At 49.5% G+C, this 19,017-nt stretch carries 18 protein-coding genes, 1 tRNA gene and 2 pseudogenes; 12 read left to right on the top strand and 9 right to left on the bottom strand.

Annotation, left to right across the window (positions count from 1 at the left end; all coding sequences use genetic code 11):
* Positions 1-64 precede the first annotated feature (64 nt).
* Complete coding sequence (locus LBF86_07130) at positions 65-685, top strand: HAD family hydrolase (protein ID MDR0665273.1); 621 nt, start codon at positions 65-67, stop codon at positions 683-685.
* Here LBF86_07130 and LBF86_07125 read toward each other — a convergent pair.
* Positions 671-1,294, bottom strand: a complete 624-nt coding sequence (locus tag LBF86_07125) for a glucosaminidase domain-containing protein (GenBank protein MDR0665272.1) — start codon at positions 1,292-1,294, stop codon at positions 671-673. The genes LBF86_07130 and LBF86_07125 overlap by 15 nt on opposite strands.
* A 48-nt stretch (positions 1,295-1,342) precedes the next feature.
* Entirely contained in the window at positions 1,343-1,969 is a 627-nt protein-coding gene (locus LBF86_07120; GenBank protein ID MDR0665271.1) for a DUF502 domain-containing protein, read from the bottom strand.
* A gap of 70 nt (positions 1,970-2,039) precedes the next feature.
* Between LBF86_07120 and thiL the strand changes: the two genes are divergently transcribed.
* Together thiL and LBF86_07110 are read left to right on the top strand one after the other, a co-directional pair.
* On the top strand, positions 2,040-2,960 hold the full coding sequence (gene thiL, locus LBF86_07115) for a thiamine-phosphate kinase (GenBank protein MDR0665270.1): 921 nt from the start codon (positions 2,040-2,042) through the stop codon (positions 2,958-2,960).
* Positions 2,961-3,102: 142 nt separating this feature from the next.
* Positions 3,103-3,180 (top strand) — tRNA-Pro (locus LBF86_07110).
* A 173-nt stretch (positions 3,181-3,353) separates the two neighbouring features.
* Here the strand turns inward: LBF86_07110 and LBF86_07105 are convergent.
* From LBF86_07105 to uvrC, 3 genes are all read right to left on the bottom strand, one after another.
* Positions 3,354-3,464, bottom strand: coding sequence for a tetratricopeptide repeat protein (locus tag LBF86_07105; protein ID MDR0665269.1), 111 nt, complete (start codon positions 3,462-3,464; stop codon positions 3,354-3,356).
* A 562-nt stretch (positions 3,465-4,026) separates the two neighbouring features.
* A complete protein-coding gene (locus LBF86_07100) occupies positions 4,027-4,638 on the bottom strand; it encodes a 7-carboxy-7-deazaguanine synthase QueE (GenBank protein MDR0665268.1) in 612 nt (203 codons plus the stop codon).
* Complete coding sequence (gene uvrC, locus LBF86_07095; protein MDR0665267.1) at positions 4,625-6,430, bottom strand: excinuclease ABC subunit UvrC; 1,806 nt, start codon at positions 6,428-6,430, stop codon at positions 4,625-4,627. The genes LBF86_07100 and uvrC overlap by 14 nt, the downstream gene beginning before the upstream one ends.
* Positions 6,431-6,497: 67 nt before the next feature.
* Between uvrC and LBF86_07090 the strand changes: the two genes are divergently transcribed.
* Positions 6,498-7,196, top strand: coding sequence for a phosphatase PAP2 family protein (locus LBF86_07090; protein MDR0665266.1), 699 nt, complete (start codon positions 6,498-6,500; stop codon positions 7,194-7,196).
* Here LBF86_07090 and LBF86_07085 read toward each other — a convergent pair.
* Positions 7,171-7,608 (bottom strand): hypothetical protein, encoded by a 438-nt coding sequence (locus tag LBF86_07085; protein MDR0665265.1) that lies wholly within the window; start codon positions 7,606-7,608, stop codon positions 7,171-7,173. The genes LBF86_07090 and LBF86_07085 overlap by 26 nt on opposite strands.
* 79 nt (positions 7,609-7,687) lie before the next feature.
* On the opposite strand from LBF86_07085, the gene LBF86_07080 reads away from it, so the two are divergent.
* The 5 genes and pseudogenes from LBF86_07080 (at position 7,688) to guaA (ending at position 13,072) form a co-directional block, all read left to right on the top strand.
* Complete coding sequence (locus LBF86_07080; protein MDR0665264.1) at positions 7,688-9,130, top strand: FAD-binding protein; 1,443 nt, start codon at positions 7,688-7,690, stop codon at positions 9,128-9,130.
* Positions 9,131-9,322: 192 nt separating this feature from the next.
* Complete coding sequence (locus tag LBF86_07075; protein ID MDR0665263.1) at positions 9,323-10,114, top strand: hypothetical protein; 792 nt, start codon at positions 9,323-9,325, stop codon at positions 10,112-10,114.
* Between the two features lie 70 nt (positions 10,115-10,184).
* Positions 10,185-10,274: pseudogene (locus tag LBF86_07070) on the top strand (GMP synthase).
* Positions 10,275-10,545: 271 nt separating this feature from the next.
* Positions 10,546-11,481, top strand: a complete 936-nt coding sequence (locus tag LBF86_07065; GenBank protein ID MDR0665262.1) for a hypothetical protein — start codon at positions 10,546-10,548, stop codon at positions 11,479-11,481.
* Between the two features lie 55 nt (positions 11,482-11,536).
* Positions 11,537-13,072, top strand: a complete 1,536-nt coding sequence (gene guaA, locus LBF86_07060; GenBank protein ID MDR0665261.1) for a glutamine-hydrolyzing GMP synthase — start codon at positions 11,537-11,539, stop codon at positions 13,070-13,072.
* Between the two features lie 83 nt (positions 13,073-13,155).
* On the opposite strand, the gene LBF86_07055 is transcribed toward guaA, so the two are convergent.
* On the bottom strand, positions 13,156-13,638 hold the full coding sequence (locus tag LBF86_07055) for an NAD(P)H-dependent oxidoreductase (protein MDR0665260.1): 483 nt from the start codon (positions 13,636-13,638) through the stop codon (positions 13,156-13,158).
* Positions 13,639-13,735: 97 nt separating this feature from the next.
* Complete coding sequence (locus tag LBF86_07050) at positions 13,736-14,056, bottom strand: CCDC90 family protein (GenBank protein ID MDR0665259.1); 321 nt, start codon at positions 14,054-14,056, stop codon at positions 13,736-13,738.
* A gap of 399 nt (positions 14,057-14,455) precedes the next feature.
* Here LBF86_07050 and LBF86_07045 point away from each other — a divergent pair, with 399 nt between their 5' ends.
* The 3 genes and pseudogenes from LBF86_07045 to LBF86_07035 all read left to right on the top strand — a co-directional run bounded on the left by LBF86_07045 (position 14,456) and on the right by LBF86_07035 (position 18,450).
* Positions 14,456-14,869, top strand: a complete 414-nt coding sequence (locus LBF86_07045; GenBank protein ID MDR0665258.1) for a hypothetical protein — start codon at positions 14,456-14,458, stop codon at positions 14,867-14,869.
* Entirely contained in the window at positions 14,866-17,169 is a 2,304-nt protein-coding gene (locus tag LBF86_07040) for a TonB-dependent receptor plug domain-containing protein (GenBank protein MDR0665257.1), read from the top strand. Before LBF86_07045 ends, LBF86_07040 begins: the two co-directional genes overlap by 4 nt.
* A 138-nt stretch (positions 17,170-17,307) precedes the next feature.
* Positions 17,308-18,450, top strand: a pseudogene (locus LBF86_07035) (PepSY domain-containing protein).
* A gap of 334 nt (positions 18,451-18,784) precedes the next feature.
* Here the strand turns inward: LBF86_07035 and LBF86_07030 are convergent.
* On the bottom strand, positions 18,785-19,017 hold a 233-nt coding region (locus LBF86_07030), incomplete at its 5' end, for a S1 RNA-binding domain-containing protein (GenBank protein MDR0665256.1).

Here is a 19,017-nt window from a genome sequence, read left to right as displayed (position 1 = left end):
CGTTTGATTTCTACAATTTATCCGCCTAATTGAAGCGGCGTTAAACGTTGGCTATTATTGCGGTATGAAATCAATCGTTATATTCGATCTAGACGGCACGCTTGTCGATAGCAAAGACAATATCGGCTCGTCGATCAACTACGTAAGAGCGCGCAAAGGCTTGTCGGCGCTAAGCCGCGCGGATATTATCGAAAACGTCAACGCGCTTACCTTTCAATCGATTAAAAACTTTTACGGCGACGACGCGAACGCGGCGGATCATAAAGTTTTTAAAACGCATTACGAAAAAGCGTGCCTAAACGATCTGAGGCTATACGACGGGATAGCCGCGCTATTGAAAACGCTAAACGATCGGCGCGTGAAAATGGGGGTAGCCACAAACGCCACAAGCGCGTTCGCGCGAAAGATGCTCGATTACGCGGGCGTTTCGCGTTATTTTACGGCGATAGTCGGCGCGGATTGCGTCGCAAATCCGAAACCGGCGCCCGATATGCTCAATCTGACGTTACAAAGCATAAAAGGAGATACTAAAGAGGCGGTATTTTTAGGCGATAGCGTCAAAGATATGAAAGCGGCGGACGCGGCGGGCATAACCGGCGTATTTGCCGCGTGGGGCTACGGAAAAAAAGGCGAATTTGCCGATCGAGCGATCCAAAAACCCTTAGAGCTATTAGAAGTTCTTTAGCGTTTTTGTCATAGCGAAACGCGCGTTGTCGCTTTTGTATCTGTCTAACAGCGCGCGCGCTTCCGGAATTAGCGACGTTACCTGCGTCGCGTAATTTTTATTATACGGGCAGTAGATCGGCGCGATAAACGCCAAAAACTCCTCTTCGCTAAGCGCCTTTTTGCGCCACCCCTCGTAAGGTTTGCGATCTAAAAACGCCCAGAAGCCCCCGATAAACGCCTCTACCGAGTCAAACTCGCAATAATAATCGTAGCCGTCCGACGCGTTATAACGTATCTTTTGCGCGAGCGAAGCCATCTCTCGGCGGTATTTCAAGCCGCCGTAGTTGTTGAATTTCTTTGCCAAATCAGACGAGCCGCGCCCGGACTCCAGCATCATCATCGCAAGCGTTACCGCTTTAAGCCGCTCGTGTTCGATCGGCGCGTTGGCGTAAGTTTTTACGAACGTTAAAAAAGAGTCGTTGTAGGTTACGCGGGCGAAATCGTCTTTTTTAGATTGAAGCGTTTGCGCTTCGCCGCTAAACGGCTTCGCGAGCGGCAGATTAAAACGCGCGATCTCCTCGCCGCGCAACAGGATCGCTAACGCCCCAATGGCGACAAGGTTTCGCATTAAACCTTCCTAACGCTAAGTTGCCGTCGGGAAGCAATAGCCGTTCCGTTATTTTTCGCTTTTTTCCGCCGTCATACCGCCGGTCAGCGCGATCCGCATAGCCTCTTCCGAACCGATGGTTAGGCGCGTCAACTCGTTTCGATCGACGTAAACGACATAACCGCCGATCATATAACCAAGCGGCATATATACGCCCACCAAATCGGGATCGCCCGTCCCCAACGTTTTGCCCGCGTTGTGATCGGTAATGAAGCCGATAAACTTTTTATCGCCGATCGTAACCAAAACCGCCGAGCCGTCGGTCTGTTTTTTTGTGGTTGACATAAATCCGACAAAATCGCGCAGCCCTACAAAAACGGTTTTGACTACGGGAATGCGCTCTAAAATCGTTTCGCCGAGCTTGATTAGCCTACGGATAAAATAGGCGTTCACCAGCCAGCCTACGCCGAGCAACGCCGCAAGCCCAACGATTATGCCAAGTCCGGGAAAATAATCGACGCTTGGAAATATCAGGTTTAGCAGCTTGTGAATGCCGCTTTCGACGGAGGTGGTAAACCAATAGACAAGATAGATAGTAACGACAAGCGGAAATATGGTCAAGATTCCCTGTATAGCCAGCAGGAACATTCGCTTAGGTAGGGACTGCTTATTTTTGCGCTCGTTTGTTTCGCTCATAGATTTATCCTCGCGTTTTGTTACATTCTAACAAACCGGCGTTTAAGCTCGACAATGGCATTCTGCCGCTATGCGCGCGAGCAACGAGTTTGATATTATAAATAGATTGGCTAAGCGTCTTAAACCGCGAGGCGGCGGCGTAATACGCGGTATCGGCGACGATTGCGCTTGCGTGACGATCGGCGACGAGCTTTTGCTGATTAGCAACGACGATCTGCGCGAAAACGTCCATTTCAAACGCGATTTTCCGCCGCGCGGAATCGGCTATAAACTGATTGCCGCTAATGTAAGCGATATTCTCGCCTGCGGCGGCGCGCCTAAGTGGTTCAACGTCTCTATAGGCTTTCCGCCCGATTTAAACGAAAGTTGGCTGATCGAGCTATACGACGGAATGGCGCTTGCGCTCGACGAGTTTAACGTCGCCCTTACTGGCGGCAATCTGTCGCGTTGCGATCGCGTTCAGCTCGGCGGCGCGATACTTGGAACTACGGCTCGGTTTGTCTCCCGCGACGGCGCGAAAATTGGCGACGATCTGTGGCTCTCCGCGCCGCTTGGCGGTAGCCGTTTGGGATTGGAGTCGCTACTTAAAGGCGAAAATAACGAAACGTTAGCCAATAAGCACCTGTATCCGAAGCTCGCGCTTAATTTTCAGCCGTTGATCGCCGCGTTTGCTTCCGGCGCTATCGATATTAGCGACGGCTTTTTGGGCGATATTGGTCATTTGATGCGATCAAGCGGCGTCGGTTTTGAGATAGACGATCCAAAAGCGCTAATTTCAAGCGAAACGTTAGCGGCGCTAGGCGATTTTGATAAGGCTTTAGATTTTGCGCTAAACAGCGGCGAAGAGTATAAATTGCTTTTTACCGCGCCAATCGACGCGCGCGAGCGCTTTGCGAGCGTCGGCGCTATCTTGCTTGGACGCGCGACGGCGGGCAAAACGGCGAGGATTGGCGGCAAACCGTTTAAACCGCGCGGTTTTTCGCATTTCTAAACGAATCGCCTTTGCGATCCAAACGTCGTCGTCGTTTTCGCGCGGTTATTTGGAGGCGATCGCCGACTTTTATCAAAGCCCAATCAACGGCTACGCGCATTAAACGCTTCATAGTTTGTTTGATACAATTGCGCTTCTTTTGCGGGATGTGGCGCAGTCTGGTTAGCGCGTGTCGTTCGGGACGACAAGGCCGGAGGTTCGAATCCTCTCATCCCGACCAGCGCCGAGTTTGAAAAGCGGCGCGGTTAATCGCGCTATAGTTTATCCCGCCCATATATCGCAACGCCTCGCAATCGCCAAGTTAGCGCGCCTTACGAGCGTCCTTCGCAACGCTTTTTAGATCGCCTAATTCAACGTAAATCTCCCCGCGATTATTGTAAGCCCTCGCTAAGTTTAATTGATCTTAATCGCTTGGGCGTAATTCGCGATCGCTTTGCTTGTATCGCCCAAACTTCCATAAGCGATCCCGCGATTATTGTAAACGCTCGCATTATTTAGATCGATCCTAATCGCCTAATCGTATTGTTTGATCGCCGCGTCGCGATCAAACCGCTAATCTTAATGCAAACGAAAATCTAAACGACGACGCCCGATCGGCCTTCGCCCTTTTGTCATACCCGCGCGGAGCGATAGGGCGGTTTGCCGCCCGTAATCGAAGGCGGGTATCCGCGCTTCCGTTATTCCCGCGAAGCGCCCGCTCCTATCCGCATGCGAGCTTCGCGGTATGACGAGCTACGCGGGAATAACAAGTCGCCAATTTTATCTTTTTTTAAAGTTTACGCCGAGACGAATACTCGTTTTCGCGGGTATGACGAGAGAGGCGGAAATGATGATTTTACGAGCGAAAGCCGATTGAGTTTGCGTTAAGGTTAGCGGTTTTATTTTAGCGCGGTTGTAACTTGTCGGTTTCATCTGTTACGGGTATCAAAATGAAAATATTCTTCGCTGCTAAGCCAATAATAACCGCGCTAGTTTTAATCGCGCTTTCGCGGCGATTTGCAAGAGGTTGCGTTTAGCATATAATAAATAATTTTTTAGCGGTTTTTATAAAACCGCGCCAGAATATCTACGGCAGATCAAGCAGTTTATGAAGTTGCGGTAAAACGCGAAAAATCCCGCCCGAGGAGAGCGCCTCGTTTTGTAGCGCCAAAGCGCGTTTAAGCGATTGGGATTTATTGGATTCAAGCTGCAGCGTCGCGATCGCTCCGCGTTTATAGGCGGATAGAAACGGCTCTCGCATTAGCGTTTCGATTTTAAGATCGTCGTCCGCGACAAACTTTAGCTCGTTTAACCTTTGCGCGATAGGTTCGCAAATCTCATATTTCGGCGGTTTTGGCGAAACGACGATATAAACGCGCTTGTCTATCTCTTGCCAGAGCGTTCCATTAGTCTCTATTTTAACTTTTTTGTTTAACTTTAATAACGCGTCGCATAGCGCGCCAAGCTCGCTATGAATAAACGGCTCGCCGCCCGTTACGCTGAAAACCGCGCCGCCCAACAGCGCCGCTTTTGCCGCGATCGCTTCAATAGCGATCTCTTTATATTCGCCTTCGTATGAATATGCGCTGTCGCACCAAAAGCAACGCATATTACAACCAAAAAGGCGGATAAAGGTCGTAGCCTGTCCTATTAAAGCGCCTTCGCCTTCGATAGAGCGAAAAATCTCAACGACTTTCATTGCCTCCCTTTAGCGCGTTCGCCGCTTTTTGCCCCGCCGCCTTAGCAATTTCGTCGTAACTTGCGTTTTCGATCGCCTCAAACGATCCGAAAACTTGAATTAGCCGTTTTAACGTCGCCTCGCCTACGCCTTTTACCTTCAGTATTTTTAGTTTAGCGTCGGCTTTTCGTTTTTGCTTGCGGTGAAAAGCGATCGCGAAGCGGTGCGCCTCGTCGCGCAGTTTTTGAAAAAAATGCAGACGTTTGTCGCTTGCCTCTAGTCTAAACGCTTCCTCGTTCGCGTATAGTATGTCCTTTGTCGCGCCCTTGGCGCGGCGGGTTTTGCCGTCGAGTTTTTCTTTGCCGATCGCCGCTACGTCGATTTTCACGCCGACGCTACTAAGCACGTTTAGCGCTAATTTTCTTAACGTTTCGCCGCCGTCGATCACCCAGCAGTCGGGCGGCGGGTTTTCGCCAAACTTTTCGGCTCTCTTGCTCAATGTTTCCAACATCTGCTCATACTCGTTTTTCGCGGTTAAATTGTAATGCCTATAGTCGCTCTTTACCCACTCGTTATTATCAAAAACGACCATCGCGCCAACGGGCGCTTCGCCCATTATATGCGAGTTGTCGAAAATCTCCAATCGTTTAGGCGTATTTTCAAGTTTTAACAACTCTTTTACAGCTGTTTCTATCGACAAGTTTTGCGCGTCTTTTTTTAATAGCTCTTTCGCGTTTTTAATCGCCAGATCGACAAGCGCTTTTTTCGCGCCGATTTTAGGAACTATTATTTCAAAACTTCGTTTATACGCGTTATTTAACCATTCGACAATCGCGTCCGCTTCGGCAAAACGCTTAGCGACGTAGATCGTCGTCGCGGTAACGGGAATATCGGGTAGATAAAACGAGATAAACGATCGCTTATACGCTTCGTCTTCGTCGTAACCTTGCGAAAATCTAAAACTTTGAGCGGAGCTTGATATGATTTTTCCTTCGCGGATAAACAGCCGCACCGCCGCCGCGCTCGATCCCTGATCGCTTAGCGCCAAAACGTCAAAGTTCTCTTTTCTAGCCAGATCGACTCCGCTTAGCGTAGCCGCCGATAAAATACCGCGTATCTGATCGCGTATTTTCGCCGCCTCCTCGTAATGTTCCGCTTGCGCGTATGCGATCATCTTTGATTCCAGCGCTTTAGCCAGTCTCTCCTTGTGGTTGATAAGTAGCGCGGCTTCGTCGATCATGGCGCGATATGAAACTTTGTCTATCAGTCCTTCGCACGGCGCGGAACATCTGCCGATCTGATAAAATAGACAGGCTTTTTTTTCTTTAAGGCAACTTCGTTTTTGCGCGAGGGGAAAGATCGAATAGAGCGCGTCGTATATATCTCTAACCGAGCTTGCAAAGGGTCCGAAATACTTTACGTTTTTTTGCGCGATCACTTTGCGAGTGATCTCGAAGCGCGGAAAATCTAACGCTAAATCTACATATATATACGGATAGGTTTTATCGTCGCGAAGCAATATGTTGTATTTTGGTTTAAGCTGTTTGATCAGCGAATTTTCAAGTATAAGCGCGTCGCTTTCGCTCTCCACGACGATATACTCCAAAAAGCGCGTTTCGCCGATCATTTTGGCTATCCTCGCGCTTAGGCGCGGATCGGGCGCGAGCGTCGGCGTGAAAGCAAAATACTGCTTTACGCGGTTTTTGAGATTTTTCGCCTTGCCGACGTAGAGCAACCGCCCGTTTTGGTCTAAATACTGATACACGCCCGCGCTTGGCGGCAGCCGCTTTATGGTCGCCTCAAGGGATTTCATCTAAGCCTTCGAGTCCTTTCTAAACTCATAATGCTACACTGCCGACTTTATATTTGCGAGGTTTTGTATGTTTTTGGGCGTTTCTTGGCGGTTTTGGAGCGGCGCCGTCGTCGTCGCGCTATTTTTAATATCGTTTCCCTACGCGGATATTTGGGTAAGCTCGTTTTTCTACGAAAACGGCGTTTGGCGCTGGAAAACCAACCCTTTTTTGCGGTTTTTATACGATTACGCGCCGTTGGGGACGGCGTTTTTCGTCTCTTGCTGTTTTGCCGCCGCGCTTGGAGCGATATGGGGCGCTCGCATGAGGCGAGGCGGCGAGGCGGGATTTTTCTACGCGCGGCGCTATCTGCTGATCTTTTTGGTTTTGAGTTACGCGCTTGGAGCGGGGCTGATCGTCAATACGCTTTTTAAGGATCAATTCGGACGCGCCCGTCCGTCCCAGATCGTCGAGTTTGGCGGGGATAAGCGATTTACGCCGCCGATGACGATCGCCAACGAGTGCGAAAAAAACTGCTCGTTTTCTAGCGGACACGCGACGGTAGGCTTCTATTTTGTTTCGGCGGCTATGGTTCTTAAAGGCGGCGCGTCGAGGGCGGTTTTTGTTTTCGCGGTTCTTTACGGCTCTTTGATAGGCTTTGCTAGGATCGCGCAGGGCGGGCATTTTTTCAGCGACGTGGTATTTAGCTTTATCTTTGTCTATCTGACGGCAAAGATTCTTTTCTACGTTATGTTTGATCGCCTCAAGCTAGAGCGCGCGAGCGTATAACAGCGCGAATGCTTTCGATCGCCTCAAATACGACGCGGTTTTGGCAGCGGTTCTCAAATCGTCCGACGGCGCGCTCCTCGTAGATAAGATCGGCAGGCTCCGCGGCGATTAGGTCTGTCTTGCGATCGACATAAAATTTGAAGTTGTTGATCTCTACGCCGTCGCATATTGACGTTTCGCGCTTTAGCGCCTTGAAAAACGCCCTGATCTGATCGCGTTTGATATAATATTCAGCCTTCATCGCTTGGCTAGATAGAGTCAAAACAAGAGTGTCGCCGCTAATGTAGCCCCGCCGCAACGCTTGGCGCATTATCGGCGGAAACGGGGCGATAAGGGCGCGGATAATACGTTGGTTTTTATACCTTGAATTGGAGCCGAAAAGTTTATGAATAATCGCTTCGCCGTTTTTCATATCGTTATTTTAGCCCTTATTTTGCTGTGCGGGTGCGCGAAGCAGGGCGCGCCGTTTTGGTCTGAGGAGGCGTTGGTCGTTGGCGCAAATTGACGCTTTAATTATTGGAAGCGGCGCGGCGGCGTTAAGCGCGGCGCTTTTCCTGCCCGAAAACGTCCGCGCGCTTTTGGTTTCAAAGCCGCCGGAGCTTGGTTGCGGCACGGAGTTCGCGCAGGGAGGAATCGCCTGCGCGATCGATCAAAACGACATAGAAAGCCATATCGCCGACACCTTGAAGGCGGGCGCGGGACGTTGCGACGAGGCGGTCGTAAGAAAGCTGGTATCCGAAGGCTACCTGCTAACCGAAAGGCTGATCAAAATGGGCGCGCCGCTCGATCGCGACGAAAACGGCGCGCTGCTTCGCGCGAACGAGGCGGCTCACGCGAGAGCGCGTATTTTGCGATCTAGCGGCGATCAGACGGGCGCGCGGATACGATCGTTTCTAATGGAACGCCTGCGCTACCCGATCGCGTTTGGCGACATAATAGACCTGCTGATTAAAGAGGGGCGCTGTTACGGCGCGACGATCGCTAGAGAGGGCAAACGGGAGAATATCTACGCGCGTCGGACGATTATCGCGAGCGGCGGTTTCGGCGCGTTATACGAGGTTACCACCAATCCGCCCGCTATTTTGGGCGAGCTGCACGGAATCGCCGCTTTTCGCGGCTGCAGGCTGGCGGATATGCACTTCACGCAGTTTCACCCCACCGCTCTCGATTGCGTCGGCGCGGGTAGCAAGCCGCTGTTAAGCGAAGCGCTTCGCGGCGAAGGCGCGACTATTATCGACGATAGAGATCGGCGCTTTTTGGAAGATTACGGCGCGAACGAGCTTTCCCCGCGCGATCAGGTCTCCCGCGCCATATTTATGCATATTAAATCTAAGCGGCGCGCGTATTTGGATCTAAGCGGCTTTGATAACGACTATTTCGCCGAGCGTTTTCCCGCCGCGCGGCGGCGGCTGATCGAGTTTGGGCTAAAACCGCCGTTTAGCAAAGCGCCGATTTCGCCCGCTTTTCACTACGCGATGGGCGGGATCGCCGTCGATAAAGAGGCGAGGGTTTTTGGCGTAGAGGGGCTTTACGCGATTGGCGAAGCGGCTATGAACGGCGCGCACGGCGCGAATAGGCTGGCGAGCAATAGCCTTTTAGAGGCGTTGGTTTTTGGCGCTGTCGCCGCCGAGTCGATTACCAGCGATCAGGGCGGCGCGAAAAGCGTCGAGTTTGAGACGATCAAAGAGCCGCTTTCGCAAAAAGAGGACGCGGAGGTTTTGAATACAATCAAAAAAACGCTTTGGAGCTACGCGGGCGTCGTCCGCGAGAGCGGATCGCTGAACAAAGCCGCCGCTATTTTAGACGAGCTTGCCGACAGAGAGATCGGGCTTTTGACGCGGCGATCGCTTATAACGGCGCGAGCCGTCGTTTCGCGCGCGATCGAGGCAAAAACCAGCGTCGGCGCGCATTATATCGGCGAGGAAGCCGCCTGAAACGACATTCGCCGCGGGCGCCTAAAGTTGGCTAATTTGCGCTTTAATCCCCGTTTTCGCGTTTAAGGCGCGGTCATCCGCCGCGCAATTTCGTCAAAATCGTATTATGTTAGGATTACCCCGCAATTTTGAGACCGGAGGATAAATGCTAGACTTCAACTTCGCGCTATTTGCCCTAATATTGGCGCTCTAATGGCATACTTAATACTTATTGTTTTTCTGTTGATACCGGCTACGGTAACCGCCGCTCTTGTATTCGCGCGTAAGAAACTTTCGCGCTTTTGGTTTAGGTTAATATGTTTCGCGATCGTAACCGTCCCTATGATCTGCGCTACGGTTGGCGCTTTTATCGTTACTAGAGATTTCAAGATGAGCGTTATGTCCGCCGTAATCGTCGGTTTTCTACTAACGCCTACTATAGCGACCGCCGCTTTTGTATTCGCGTATATGAAACTTTCCAGCTCTCGATTTGCGACGCCATTTTTGGCGCTCGCGATCGCCCCTATATTCGTCTTTTTAATGGTCCTTACGAGCTTCAAGCTGAGCGTCGTTCCAGACGCTCTCCATGTAAACGTTATGACGTATAGCCAAGAGGAGTCATGGGGGTTTGGTCCGGGCGGCAATGAAGCTGGTATCAGGACGTTCCAACTTCCCAAACAGGTCGCAAACGAGATAGAGCGGCGCGGTATCGAGTTTTTCAATAATATGCCGCCAAATCGAACTCGTCGAGATTGGCGCGGAATATACGGAGAGTGGCGACAAACGCCAATAAGCAACTGGTGGAAAACGAATGAAAAAACGGGGCTTCTCGATATTTACGACTATATTTGCGCTTACGGGTTTTGCATCGACGTCGCCCCGACGATCGTAAAAGAGGCGAACGAGATTATCAATAGCGAAGGCTCTTACTACGCTTACGGACGAACAGGCTTGATTATCGTATGCCCCGCCAAAAGATTGGTTTTGTATTTATATAACGGATAGCAAGCCGAACATTAAACCTAATTCGCGTAAAGCGCCATATCACAAAGGAGACCCGTTGAACCAAACGCCTATTTTAATTTTGGACTTTGGATCGCAATATACGCAACTGATCGCCAGGCGCGTTAGAGAGGCTAAAATATATTGCGAAATCGTCCCGTTTTCTACGCCGATCTAGGAGTAGAGGCGCGAAAGCCGCCCAAAGACTGCTAACTTGCGCTTTAATCGCCGTTTGCGCGTTTAAGGCGCGGACGCTACTTGAATCCGCTCGTTCAAGGTTTGGGCGAGTTGGAAAACGCGGGTCTGCCCGCGCCGGTTCCGCCAAAAGCGGATTATGTTAGGATCGCCCCGCAATTTAGGAATCGAGTCGACGAATGTCATATGTCATATCTTATTTCATGACTTTTTTCTATATGCTAACGTTGGCGCCGGTTGTGGTAGCCGCCGCTATCGCGTTAGCATATACGAAGCTTTCGCGCTTTTGGCTTTTGTTAATACTTGTCGCGCTTATAGCCGCTTTAGCGGTCGGCTCCTTCGTTGTTTTTGGCGATTTCAAATTAAGCGTCGCCATCATTGGCGTTCAACTAATACAAACGGCGGCGCTCGTTTCTCTCATTTTCGCTTACATGAGGCTTTCGCGCTTTCGGCTTTTGTTAATACTTGTCGCGCTTATAGCCGCTTTAGCGGTCGGCTCCTTCGTTGTTTTTGGCGATTTCAAATTAAGCGTCGCCCTCGTTAGCGTTCAACTAATACAAACGGCGGCGCTCGTTTCTCTCATCTTCGCTTACATGAAGTTTTCGCGCTTTTGGCTTTTGTTAATACTTGTCGCGTCCGTAGCCGTTCCGCCGATTGGCTTTTTTACGGTTTTTGGAACCTCCGATCTACGCGCCTTGCCAGACGCCGCTTTCAAATTGAGCGTTGTTCCGGACGCTTTACATGTAACCGACATTTCATATAGCAAAGAGGAATCATGGGGGTTTGGTCCGGGCGGTAATGAAACGGGCGTCAGGGCGTTCCCGCTTCCCAAACAGGTTGCGGACGAGATAGAGCGGCGCGGTATCGAGTTTTTCAATAATATGCCGCCAAATAAAAATCAACGCGATCGAGATTGGCGCGGCAAATACGAAATATGGCGGCAAACGCCGATAAGCCCGACGAGCGATTTTAGCTGGAAAGTCAATGAAGAGGGGCGCCTTGATATTGACGACTATCTTGGCGTTTACGGCTTCCGCATTTATATCGACCCTGCGATCGTAAAAGAGGCGAATGAGATTATCAATAGCGAAGGCTCTTACTACGCTTACGGACGAATAGGCTTGATTATCGTATGCCCCGCCAAAAGATTGGTTTTGTATTTATATAACGGATAGTAAGCTGGACATTAAACCGAATTCGCGTAAAGCGCCATATCAAAAAGGAGACCTGTTGAACCAAACGCCTATTTTAATTTTGGACTTTGGATCGCAATATACGCAACTGATCGCCAGGCGCGTTAGAGAGGCTAAGATATATTGCGAAATCGTCCCGTTTTCTACGCCGATCGGGGAGATAGAGGCGCGAAAGCCGCAGGGGATTATATTGAGCGGCGGTCCGGCTAGCGTATATGATAAGGACGCGTATCTGATCGATAGAGCCGTTTTGGAGTTAGGCGTTCCGATCTTGGGCGTTTGCTACGGCATGCAACTGATCGCGTATCTGCTTGGCGGCGAGGTATCGCGCTCCAACGCCAGCGAATACGGCAAAGCGGAGATAATCGCGGAAAGCTCGCCGCTTTTTTTGGGAACGCCAAAAGAGCAGATCGTGTGGATGAGCCACGCCGATCGCGTTACGCGCCTGCCCGAAGGGTTTGTCGCGCTCGCCTCCTCGCGCAACGCGCCCTACGCGGCGATCGCCGACGAATCGCGGCGCATATACGCCCTTCAGTTTCACCCCGAAGTGGCGCACACCGATTACGGCGCGGATATATTACGAGCTTTCGCGATCGATATATGCGGCGCAAGCGCCAACTGGTCTATGCGATCGTTCGCGCAGACGCAGATCGACGCTTTGCGCGCGAAAGTCGGCGATCGCAAGGTTCTCTGCGCGTTAAGCGGCGGCGTGGATAGCTCGGTCGTAGCCGCGCTTTTGCACCGCGCGATCGGCGATAGGCTGATTCCCGTTTTTGTCGATAACGGGCTTTTGCGCCTAAACGAAGCGCAAAAGACGCGCGAGGTTTTTAGCGAGCGGCTGAAGGTCCCGCTGATTGTCGCGGAGGCTTCGGAGGTCTTTTTGAGCGCGTTGAAAGGCGTTCGCGATCCCGAGCAAAAGCGCAAAATTATCGGACATACGTTTATAAAGGTCTTTGAGGAGGAGGCTAAAAAACATAGCGGCATAGCGTTTTTGGCGCAAGGGACGCTCTATCCCGACGTGATAGAGAGCGTAAGCGTTAAGGGTCCGTCTAAGACGATCAAGAGCCACCACAATGTGGGCGGTCTGCCCGATTTTATGAAGTTTGAGCTGATCGAGCCTTTGAGGGAGCTTTTCAAGGACGAGGTAAGAGCGCTTGGCTTGGAGCTTGGCTTGCCCGAAGAGATGATCTACCGCCACCCGTTTCCCGGACCAGGTTTAGCCGTCAGAATCATGGGCGAGATTACGCGAGAAAGTCTGGAGTTGCTAAGAAAAGCCGACGCGATCTTGCTTGAGGAGCTTAAAAAAAGCGGGTATTACCGCAAGATATGGCAGGGTTTTTGCGTGCTGCTTAACGTGCAAAGCGTCGGCGTGATGGGCGATAACCGCACCTACGACAACGCGATCGCCGTTCGCGCCGTAGAGAGCGCCGACGGCATGACGGCGGCGTTTGCCAAACTGCCGTTTGATCTGCTTGAAGCGATTAGCGCGAGAATTATTAACGAGGCGCTCGGCGTTAATCGCGTCGTTTATGATATAAGTTCCAAACCGCCCGCCACAATCGAATGGGAATAGAATGGGTAAAAACTATAAAATCTTATAAAACAATATAAACGCGCATATTCTTTTCGCCGCCGCGAGAAATAGTCAAAAAAGTATTAAATTTTAAGACTCGCGACCCATGCCGCCAAGCCTTCCTTTGTCTGTTCGCCATTTAGGAGTTTTCCCTCTTTGACGACGGTCGAAGCGGGGACGCTATCTCTCAAGTTCTCTACGGTATTACCAAAGCCGCTACCGCCGGATGTAGCAAACAACACGACGGTCTTTTCGGCAAAGTCATAACTTTCAAGGAACGTGTTGATGATAGTCGGCGCGATATACCACCAAATCGGAAAGCCGACGAATACAACCTCGTAAGCGGCGACGTTTGCGTTCTTATCGGCAATAGCCGGCCGGAAGGATTTGTTATTCATCTCGACGGCGCTACGGGATTTCTCGTCTTGCCAATTTAAATCGGCTTGCGCGTATGGCGTTTTCGGCTTGATTTCGTAAAGGTCGGCGTTTGCCGCCTTAGCCAGCGTCCTAGCTACCTTAGCGGTTACGCCGCTTGCCGAAAAATACGCTACCAATGTCTTGCTCATTTCGCGTTCCTCCTCTTTGCGCCATTATACGATTTTGGTTTTTCAAGCGCCGTAAGGACAATAAGTTACAAACCTATTCGGGATTTAAAAACGAGGATTAAGGAAATAAAAACGCTTTCGCTACAAGCGAAAAGACCGCGGCGGTAAGAACGCCAAGTATCCATTTAAGGCTTGTCATTTCGGCTCTTAGCGTATCGATCTTGCCGCTTAGCGAAAGCTCTACCTTGTCGATCTTCGCGTCAAGGTCTTTAATTTCGCCTCTTACCATAGCTAGATCGCCTTTTGTAGCTAAATCTTCGCTTCCCGCTTCCGTAGCCTTCTTTAGCGCTTCCACAACTCCTTCGGCTTGTCTTGGTTCAAAACCGTAGCCTTGCAACTCTTTGATAACGTTAAACGTATCAAACTTCATTATGGACATTCTTAGTTCCTTTACCTGAATTATATCACGCATAAACGGATTAAATGTCGCGCCTAATCTTGATTTGTAAAAGCGAAGGCAAACTTACGGCGCTTTTCGCCGTTCTCCATTTGCGCGAGGTTAGAAACAGCGAAAATCAATAAAAAACCTTGAAAAAATCAATTTGCGCTCAAAAAAACAGCGCCGTCAAGATAATAATTTAAGGAAAGCGTATTAGAATTGCAAACGATTTTGACTTTATCTATCAAATGTCCTTGCGCGCAGAGCGGTTCGGGGGAGATCGAGAGGACAAGGACGCGGTTCTTGTTCTTTTGGGTTCTTACGGATCGCGAGAAGCGTTAGGGATAGGTTCGGAATAGATAATTTCAAAAACATCAAATCAAAAAAAAGGACAAACCGATGTTATCAACGGCAACTAGAGCTTTAGTTCTCTCTATGGCTCTCTTTTTATCCGCTCAAGCGGACGAACAAGTCCTTAATCAGACGCAAAGGGTTAAGGCTCAAACGGCGACGGGCGATCAGATAAGCGGTAGCCAAATGTTGGCGATTGGCGATCAGACGCTGGTTTTTAGCGGCGGCGAACAAAGGTTAGCGGTCAATGAGGCGGCGAGCGGGCAGACGATCGCGCTTGGCGACGGCGATCAAAGGTTGGCGGTTAATGAGGCGGGGAGCGATCAGATAGCCAGCGATCAGACGCAAGCGATTGGCGATCAAGCGGCGGCGAGCGATCTGAATCGTTCCGACGCGCAGAAGCTGGGCGAAATTCTAATAACCGACGAGCGGGGGGGGCTTTTGCTCCTAGTAGCTCTATAACCGATTCCCTTCGATCCGACTCCAGCGTTCAATTTTCCAGAAATTTCAGAAGTTCCGCGACAGGCGGCGAGATCGCCCCTCCAAGAATATCTATTTATGGCGCTCAACATTATGAAAATAATTTCATGATAAACGGCGTAAGCAACAACAACAACCTAAACCCGGGCGGGCTTGACGCAGACGTTTGGAGCAACATGTCGGGCGAGGCGCAATCGCTGTTTATCGATCCCTCTTTGCTCGAAAGCGTCGTCGTTCGCTCTCAAGCTATTTCAGCCGAATACGGCGGCTTTACGGGAGGCGTAATCGACGCAAAGTTAAAGGACGCTAGAACGGACAGATGGCATTTTATGGCTAAATACCGCTATACCAAAGACGATTGGGCGCAGTTTCATCTTACCGACGATCAGAAAAATACCGATAAATCCACCGATATTAGCTATCAGCCCGAGTTTAATAAATACGAATACGCAATTGCCGCCGACGGACCCATAAGCGATCATTTAGGCTTAATGCTAAGCTATAGCAAACAGCATTCAAAGATACCGCTTTGGTCGTTATATGATATAAACAGCTCGGCTACGACAACCTATAAAGAGCATAGGACGCAATATAGAGATAACGATAATTATCTTGTTAAGCTTAATACGCGCAATATAGATAACCTTGAGGCGAGTTTAACCGCTATATACGCTCCTTATACCGCCGCTATGTATTATCCCGAAACGAGATATAACAGCGATTTCGACCAAAAGGGCGGCGGATTAAATATCGCTTTGGACGTAAAAAATACGCTTAATTTCGCTACGCTTAAAAATACGCTTGCGTATAAACAAGACGAGTTTGCCGCAGATAGCGACACAAACTACTATTATTTATGGATACATACGCTGGGATACGCCAATTGGGATACCTCTAACGGTTGGGGAACGCGCGAAGGTAATACGGGCGATCAGAAGTTTCTTGAAAGCGCTATCATCTACAAAGGCGTTCTTGATTTTGACGAGATAAAATCAGGCGCTTTTACCCATTTGATCAAAACGGGCGCGGAAGCCGAGTTTGGCAAAGCGCAATATAAAAGAGACGAAGCCTATTACTTCTGCGCCGACATTGACGGCTCATGGTGCGGCGGCGGACTCAACGCGGGCGTTACGGGAAGCAAAGAGGACGGTATTATAGACGGCGAGCAGTGGGCTGGCACGCTATACGTATATGAACCGATCGACAATAAAAAAAGCTATACAACGGCGGCTCTGTTTTTTGAGGATAGTATAGGCGTCGATCGCTTTACTATTCGCCCGGGAGTTAGAGTCTCTACAGATACGGTTACGGATAATACCGATATAGCGCCAAGACTATACGCTAACGCCGATATTTTCAACGATAAGGTTTGGAACTTATACGGCGGTTACAATAGATATTACGGCGGGTTGTTGCTTTACAACTCCATTTACGAATACGGCTCTTATACGCGCAGAAGAAGCGCCGCTAGCGCCCCGTGGGCGACAGTTGTTATTCCCGGTTGGGGCGGAGATGAAACTTATAGCCTAGATGGGATAGAAACGCCCTATTCGGACGAGTTTAGCGTAGGTTCGTCGTTGGCAAAATGGGATACTTTATTTAAGCTTGATTTTGTAAATAGAGAGCACAAAGATCAGCTAAAGCAAGCGCAAAAAAGCGCGGTAACTACCGGCTTATGGGAGTATTATAATACCAACGACGGCAAAAGCAGTTATTGGGGCGTTACCATTAGCGCCGCTAAAGAGTATGAATTAGGCGCGACAAGGCATTTTTCAGAGTTATCCATTACTAATTCTGAAGCGAAAACCAATATGAACGGGTTAAGATTCTCAAGCGCCGACGATCCGTCATATTCTCGAACGCACGTAACCTATGACGGCGCGTTAAAAAAAGCCGAAGAGATGCCGTCTCCCGATTATAACGCCCCGTGGGTGATAACCTACGCGCATAATATGGCGCTTAGCGACTTTTTGCGTTTAGGATTAAACGCTAGATATGAAAAAGGCGTTGACGGGTATAAATATATTGGCGATAGCGTATTGAAAGATTCCAACGGTTTAACCACTAAAGAGTATGAATCCAAACATTTCGGCGATATTTTTAACGTCGATCTAAACCTTGATTATACGCTGAAGTATGGAGAAAACAAACTGACGCTTGGCGTTGAAGTATTAAACCTGCTAAATCGTAAAAACGACGCCAGCTATTCGACGAGTTCGAGCAACATTGAAGGTTACGCTATGGACAGACAGTTCTACGCTAATGTGAAATACGAGTATTAGCCCTTTTGCCGCTTCTTGTTGCGGAAGCGGCGACTTTGGATTTTTTCCTATGCGCTAGAGCGATTAAACGCCGTTTCCCTCTCCATGCGTTTATTGGGCGCGGCGCATAGGAACGAGTTCAAACTAGTTTAACGGGAGATGAAAATTAAATCGTTCAAGAGGCAGTTGCGCAATATCCATAAAATAGTTGGATTGCTGTTTTGTATTACGATCGTTATAATCGGCGTAACGGGCGCGCTCTATTCGTATTCCGACGTTATAACCAATTATGAAAAAGAGAGTTATCTGCGCGCGCGCTATAAACCAAACGCCGAACCTTTGAGTTTGCGGGAGTTAAGCGAGCGGTTCTATCGGCAACGACCGGACGCGGATATTAGGTATATAAGAGGTTTAACTCTTGGCGATAATTTGAAGAGTTTAACATTTACGACGTTTAACGACGGCAAATATTCGTTTTATCATATCGACATGTATTCGGGCGATATAGCGGAGCATAGCTTTATAGCCGAGCGTGTCTTTTGGGCGATTGTTTTGCTTCATACTTCGTTGGATTTTGAGGCGCAAAACGCAACGGGCAGACATATAGTCGCCGCTACTACTATAGCGATTATTGTTTTGACGATAACGGGGCTTTACTTCTACATTCCAATGCTAAAGCATAATTTTTCAAGAAATATGAAACTTGATCTGAAAGCAAAAGGTTACGGCTTTTGGTATAAGCTCCATAGCGTCGTCGGCGTTTATACCTGCCTGTTTGTTTTGACGATGTGTTTAACGGGGCTTTGGTGGTCGTATGATTGGTATAGAGATATGCTGTATGACTTGGCGTGAGTAGAGAAGCCCGTCTATGCGCAAGAGGAAGATCGAACATACGCGAAAGCCGCTCCGCAAGAGCTTCAACAGGCGTTCGACGCGGCGAAAGAGGCTATAGAGGGTAGTTACGATTACTATATTGAAATCCCGTTCGAGGGCGATCCATACGAGATATTTTACGTTGAGCGGCAATACGGGGGTTTTAATCGCTTGAATATCGATCCTAACGACGGCGCGATCGTATCTTACGAGCTATACGACGATAAAACTTTAGGCGAGAAGTTTATAGCCAATATTTACGCGCTGCATAGCGGGCAGTTTTTCGGAGAGGTAGGCAAAGCCTTGTGGTGCGTATCGTCTCTGTCTATGGCGTTGTTTGGAGTAAGCGGGGCGATGATGTTTTATAGGCGAACGCGCTCGAATAAAAGAAACGCTAGGCGCCCAAGCGTCTTAGCGCCTATTCGATAAGCTCTGTCGGCGTTAGCGTTTAGATCGCTTCTCGCGAAGCGGCAAATTAGAGGGCAGGGCGATCTTGCGGCGATTAGAACGAAACGATAGGCGCGATCGATCTATACGCGGGGCGATAACGGCGTTACTGAGTTAATATCGCAATGGCGATCAAGAGCTTTAGCCTCTCTGTCCCGCCTTATTCTTTGAGGCGCTTTGCGCTAATAACCTATAGCGATAGGTTTGCATCGCGACAAAGCGAAATTGCGCAAAAAATGTAGCGGGCGATCTAGATTCGCGATCGACGGTTATATGATTAGATCGCGATCTCGCGCCGCTAGTTTGGTTGGGCGTTTTAAGTCGCGTTAGGCGCGATCTTATCTCGCAAATTAAGCGCGATCTTTTTTCTCTCGTCCTGTCCCTCAAAAATAACTACAATACGATCGCCCTCTTTGAAATGATCGCTTATTTTTGCGATCCGCTTGCCGCCGGCTCCGACTTTGGAGATATGAATAAGCCCTTGCGATCCGTCCGGTAATTCGACAAACAGTCCAAACTCTACAATTTTTACGACGACGCCTTCAAGCT

The organism is Helicobacteraceae bacterium, assembly GCA_031258155.1.
Lineage (GTDB): Bacteria > Campylobacterota > Campylobacteria > Campylobacterales > SZUA-545 > JAIRNH01.
The sequence above is the reverse complement of the archived record's forward strand: the minus strand, read 5'-3'. Positions and strand labels throughout refer to the sequence as shown.

Coding starts and splice junctions, on each gene's coding strand:
- thiL (MDR0665270.1), top strand. CDS start 2,040: ATGCGCGCGAGCAACGAGTTTGATATTATAAATAGATTGGCTAAGCGT.
- LBF86_07130 (MDR0665273.1), top strand. CDS start 65: ATGAAATCAATCGTTATATTCGATCTAGACGGCACGCTTGTCGATAGC.
- LBF86_07075 (MDR0665263.1), top strand. CDS start 9,323: ATGGCATACTTAATACTTATTGTTTTTCTGTTGATACCGGCTACGGTA.
- LBF86_07125 (MDR0665272.1), bottom strand. CDS start 1,294: ATGCGAAACCTTGTCGCCATTGGGGCGTTAGCGATCCTGTTGCGCGGC.
- LBF86_07055 (MDR0665260.1), bottom strand. CDS start 13,638: ATGAGCAAGACATTGGTAGCGTATTTTTCGGCAAGCGGCGTAACCGCT.
- LBF86_07100 (MDR0665268.1), bottom strand. CDS start 4,638: ATGAAAGTCGTTGAGATTTTTCGCTCTATCGAAGGCGAAGGCGCTTTA.
- LBF86_07090 (MDR0665266.1), top strand. CDS start 6,498: ATGTTTTTGGGCGTTTCTTGGCGGTTTTGGAGCGGCGCCGTCGTCGTC.
- uvrC (MDR0665267.1), bottom strand. CDS start 6,430: ATGAAATCCCTTGAGGCGACCATAAAGCGGCTGCCGCCAAGCGCGGGC.
- LBF86_07085 (MDR0665265.1), bottom strand. CDS start 7,608: ATGAAAAACGGCGAAGCGATTATTCATAAACTTTTCGGCTCCAATTCA.
- LBF86_07120 (MDR0665271.1), bottom strand. CDS start 1,969: ATGAGCGAAACAAACGAGCGCAAAAATAAGCAGTCCCTACCTAAGCGA.
- LBF86_07050 (MDR0665259.1), bottom strand. CDS start 14,056: ATGTCCATAATGAAGTTTGATACGTTTAACGTTATCAAAGAGTTGCAA.
- LBF86_07045 (MDR0665258.1), top strand. CDS start 14,456: ATGTTATCAACGGCAACTAGAGCTTTAGTTCTCTCTATGGCTCTCTTT.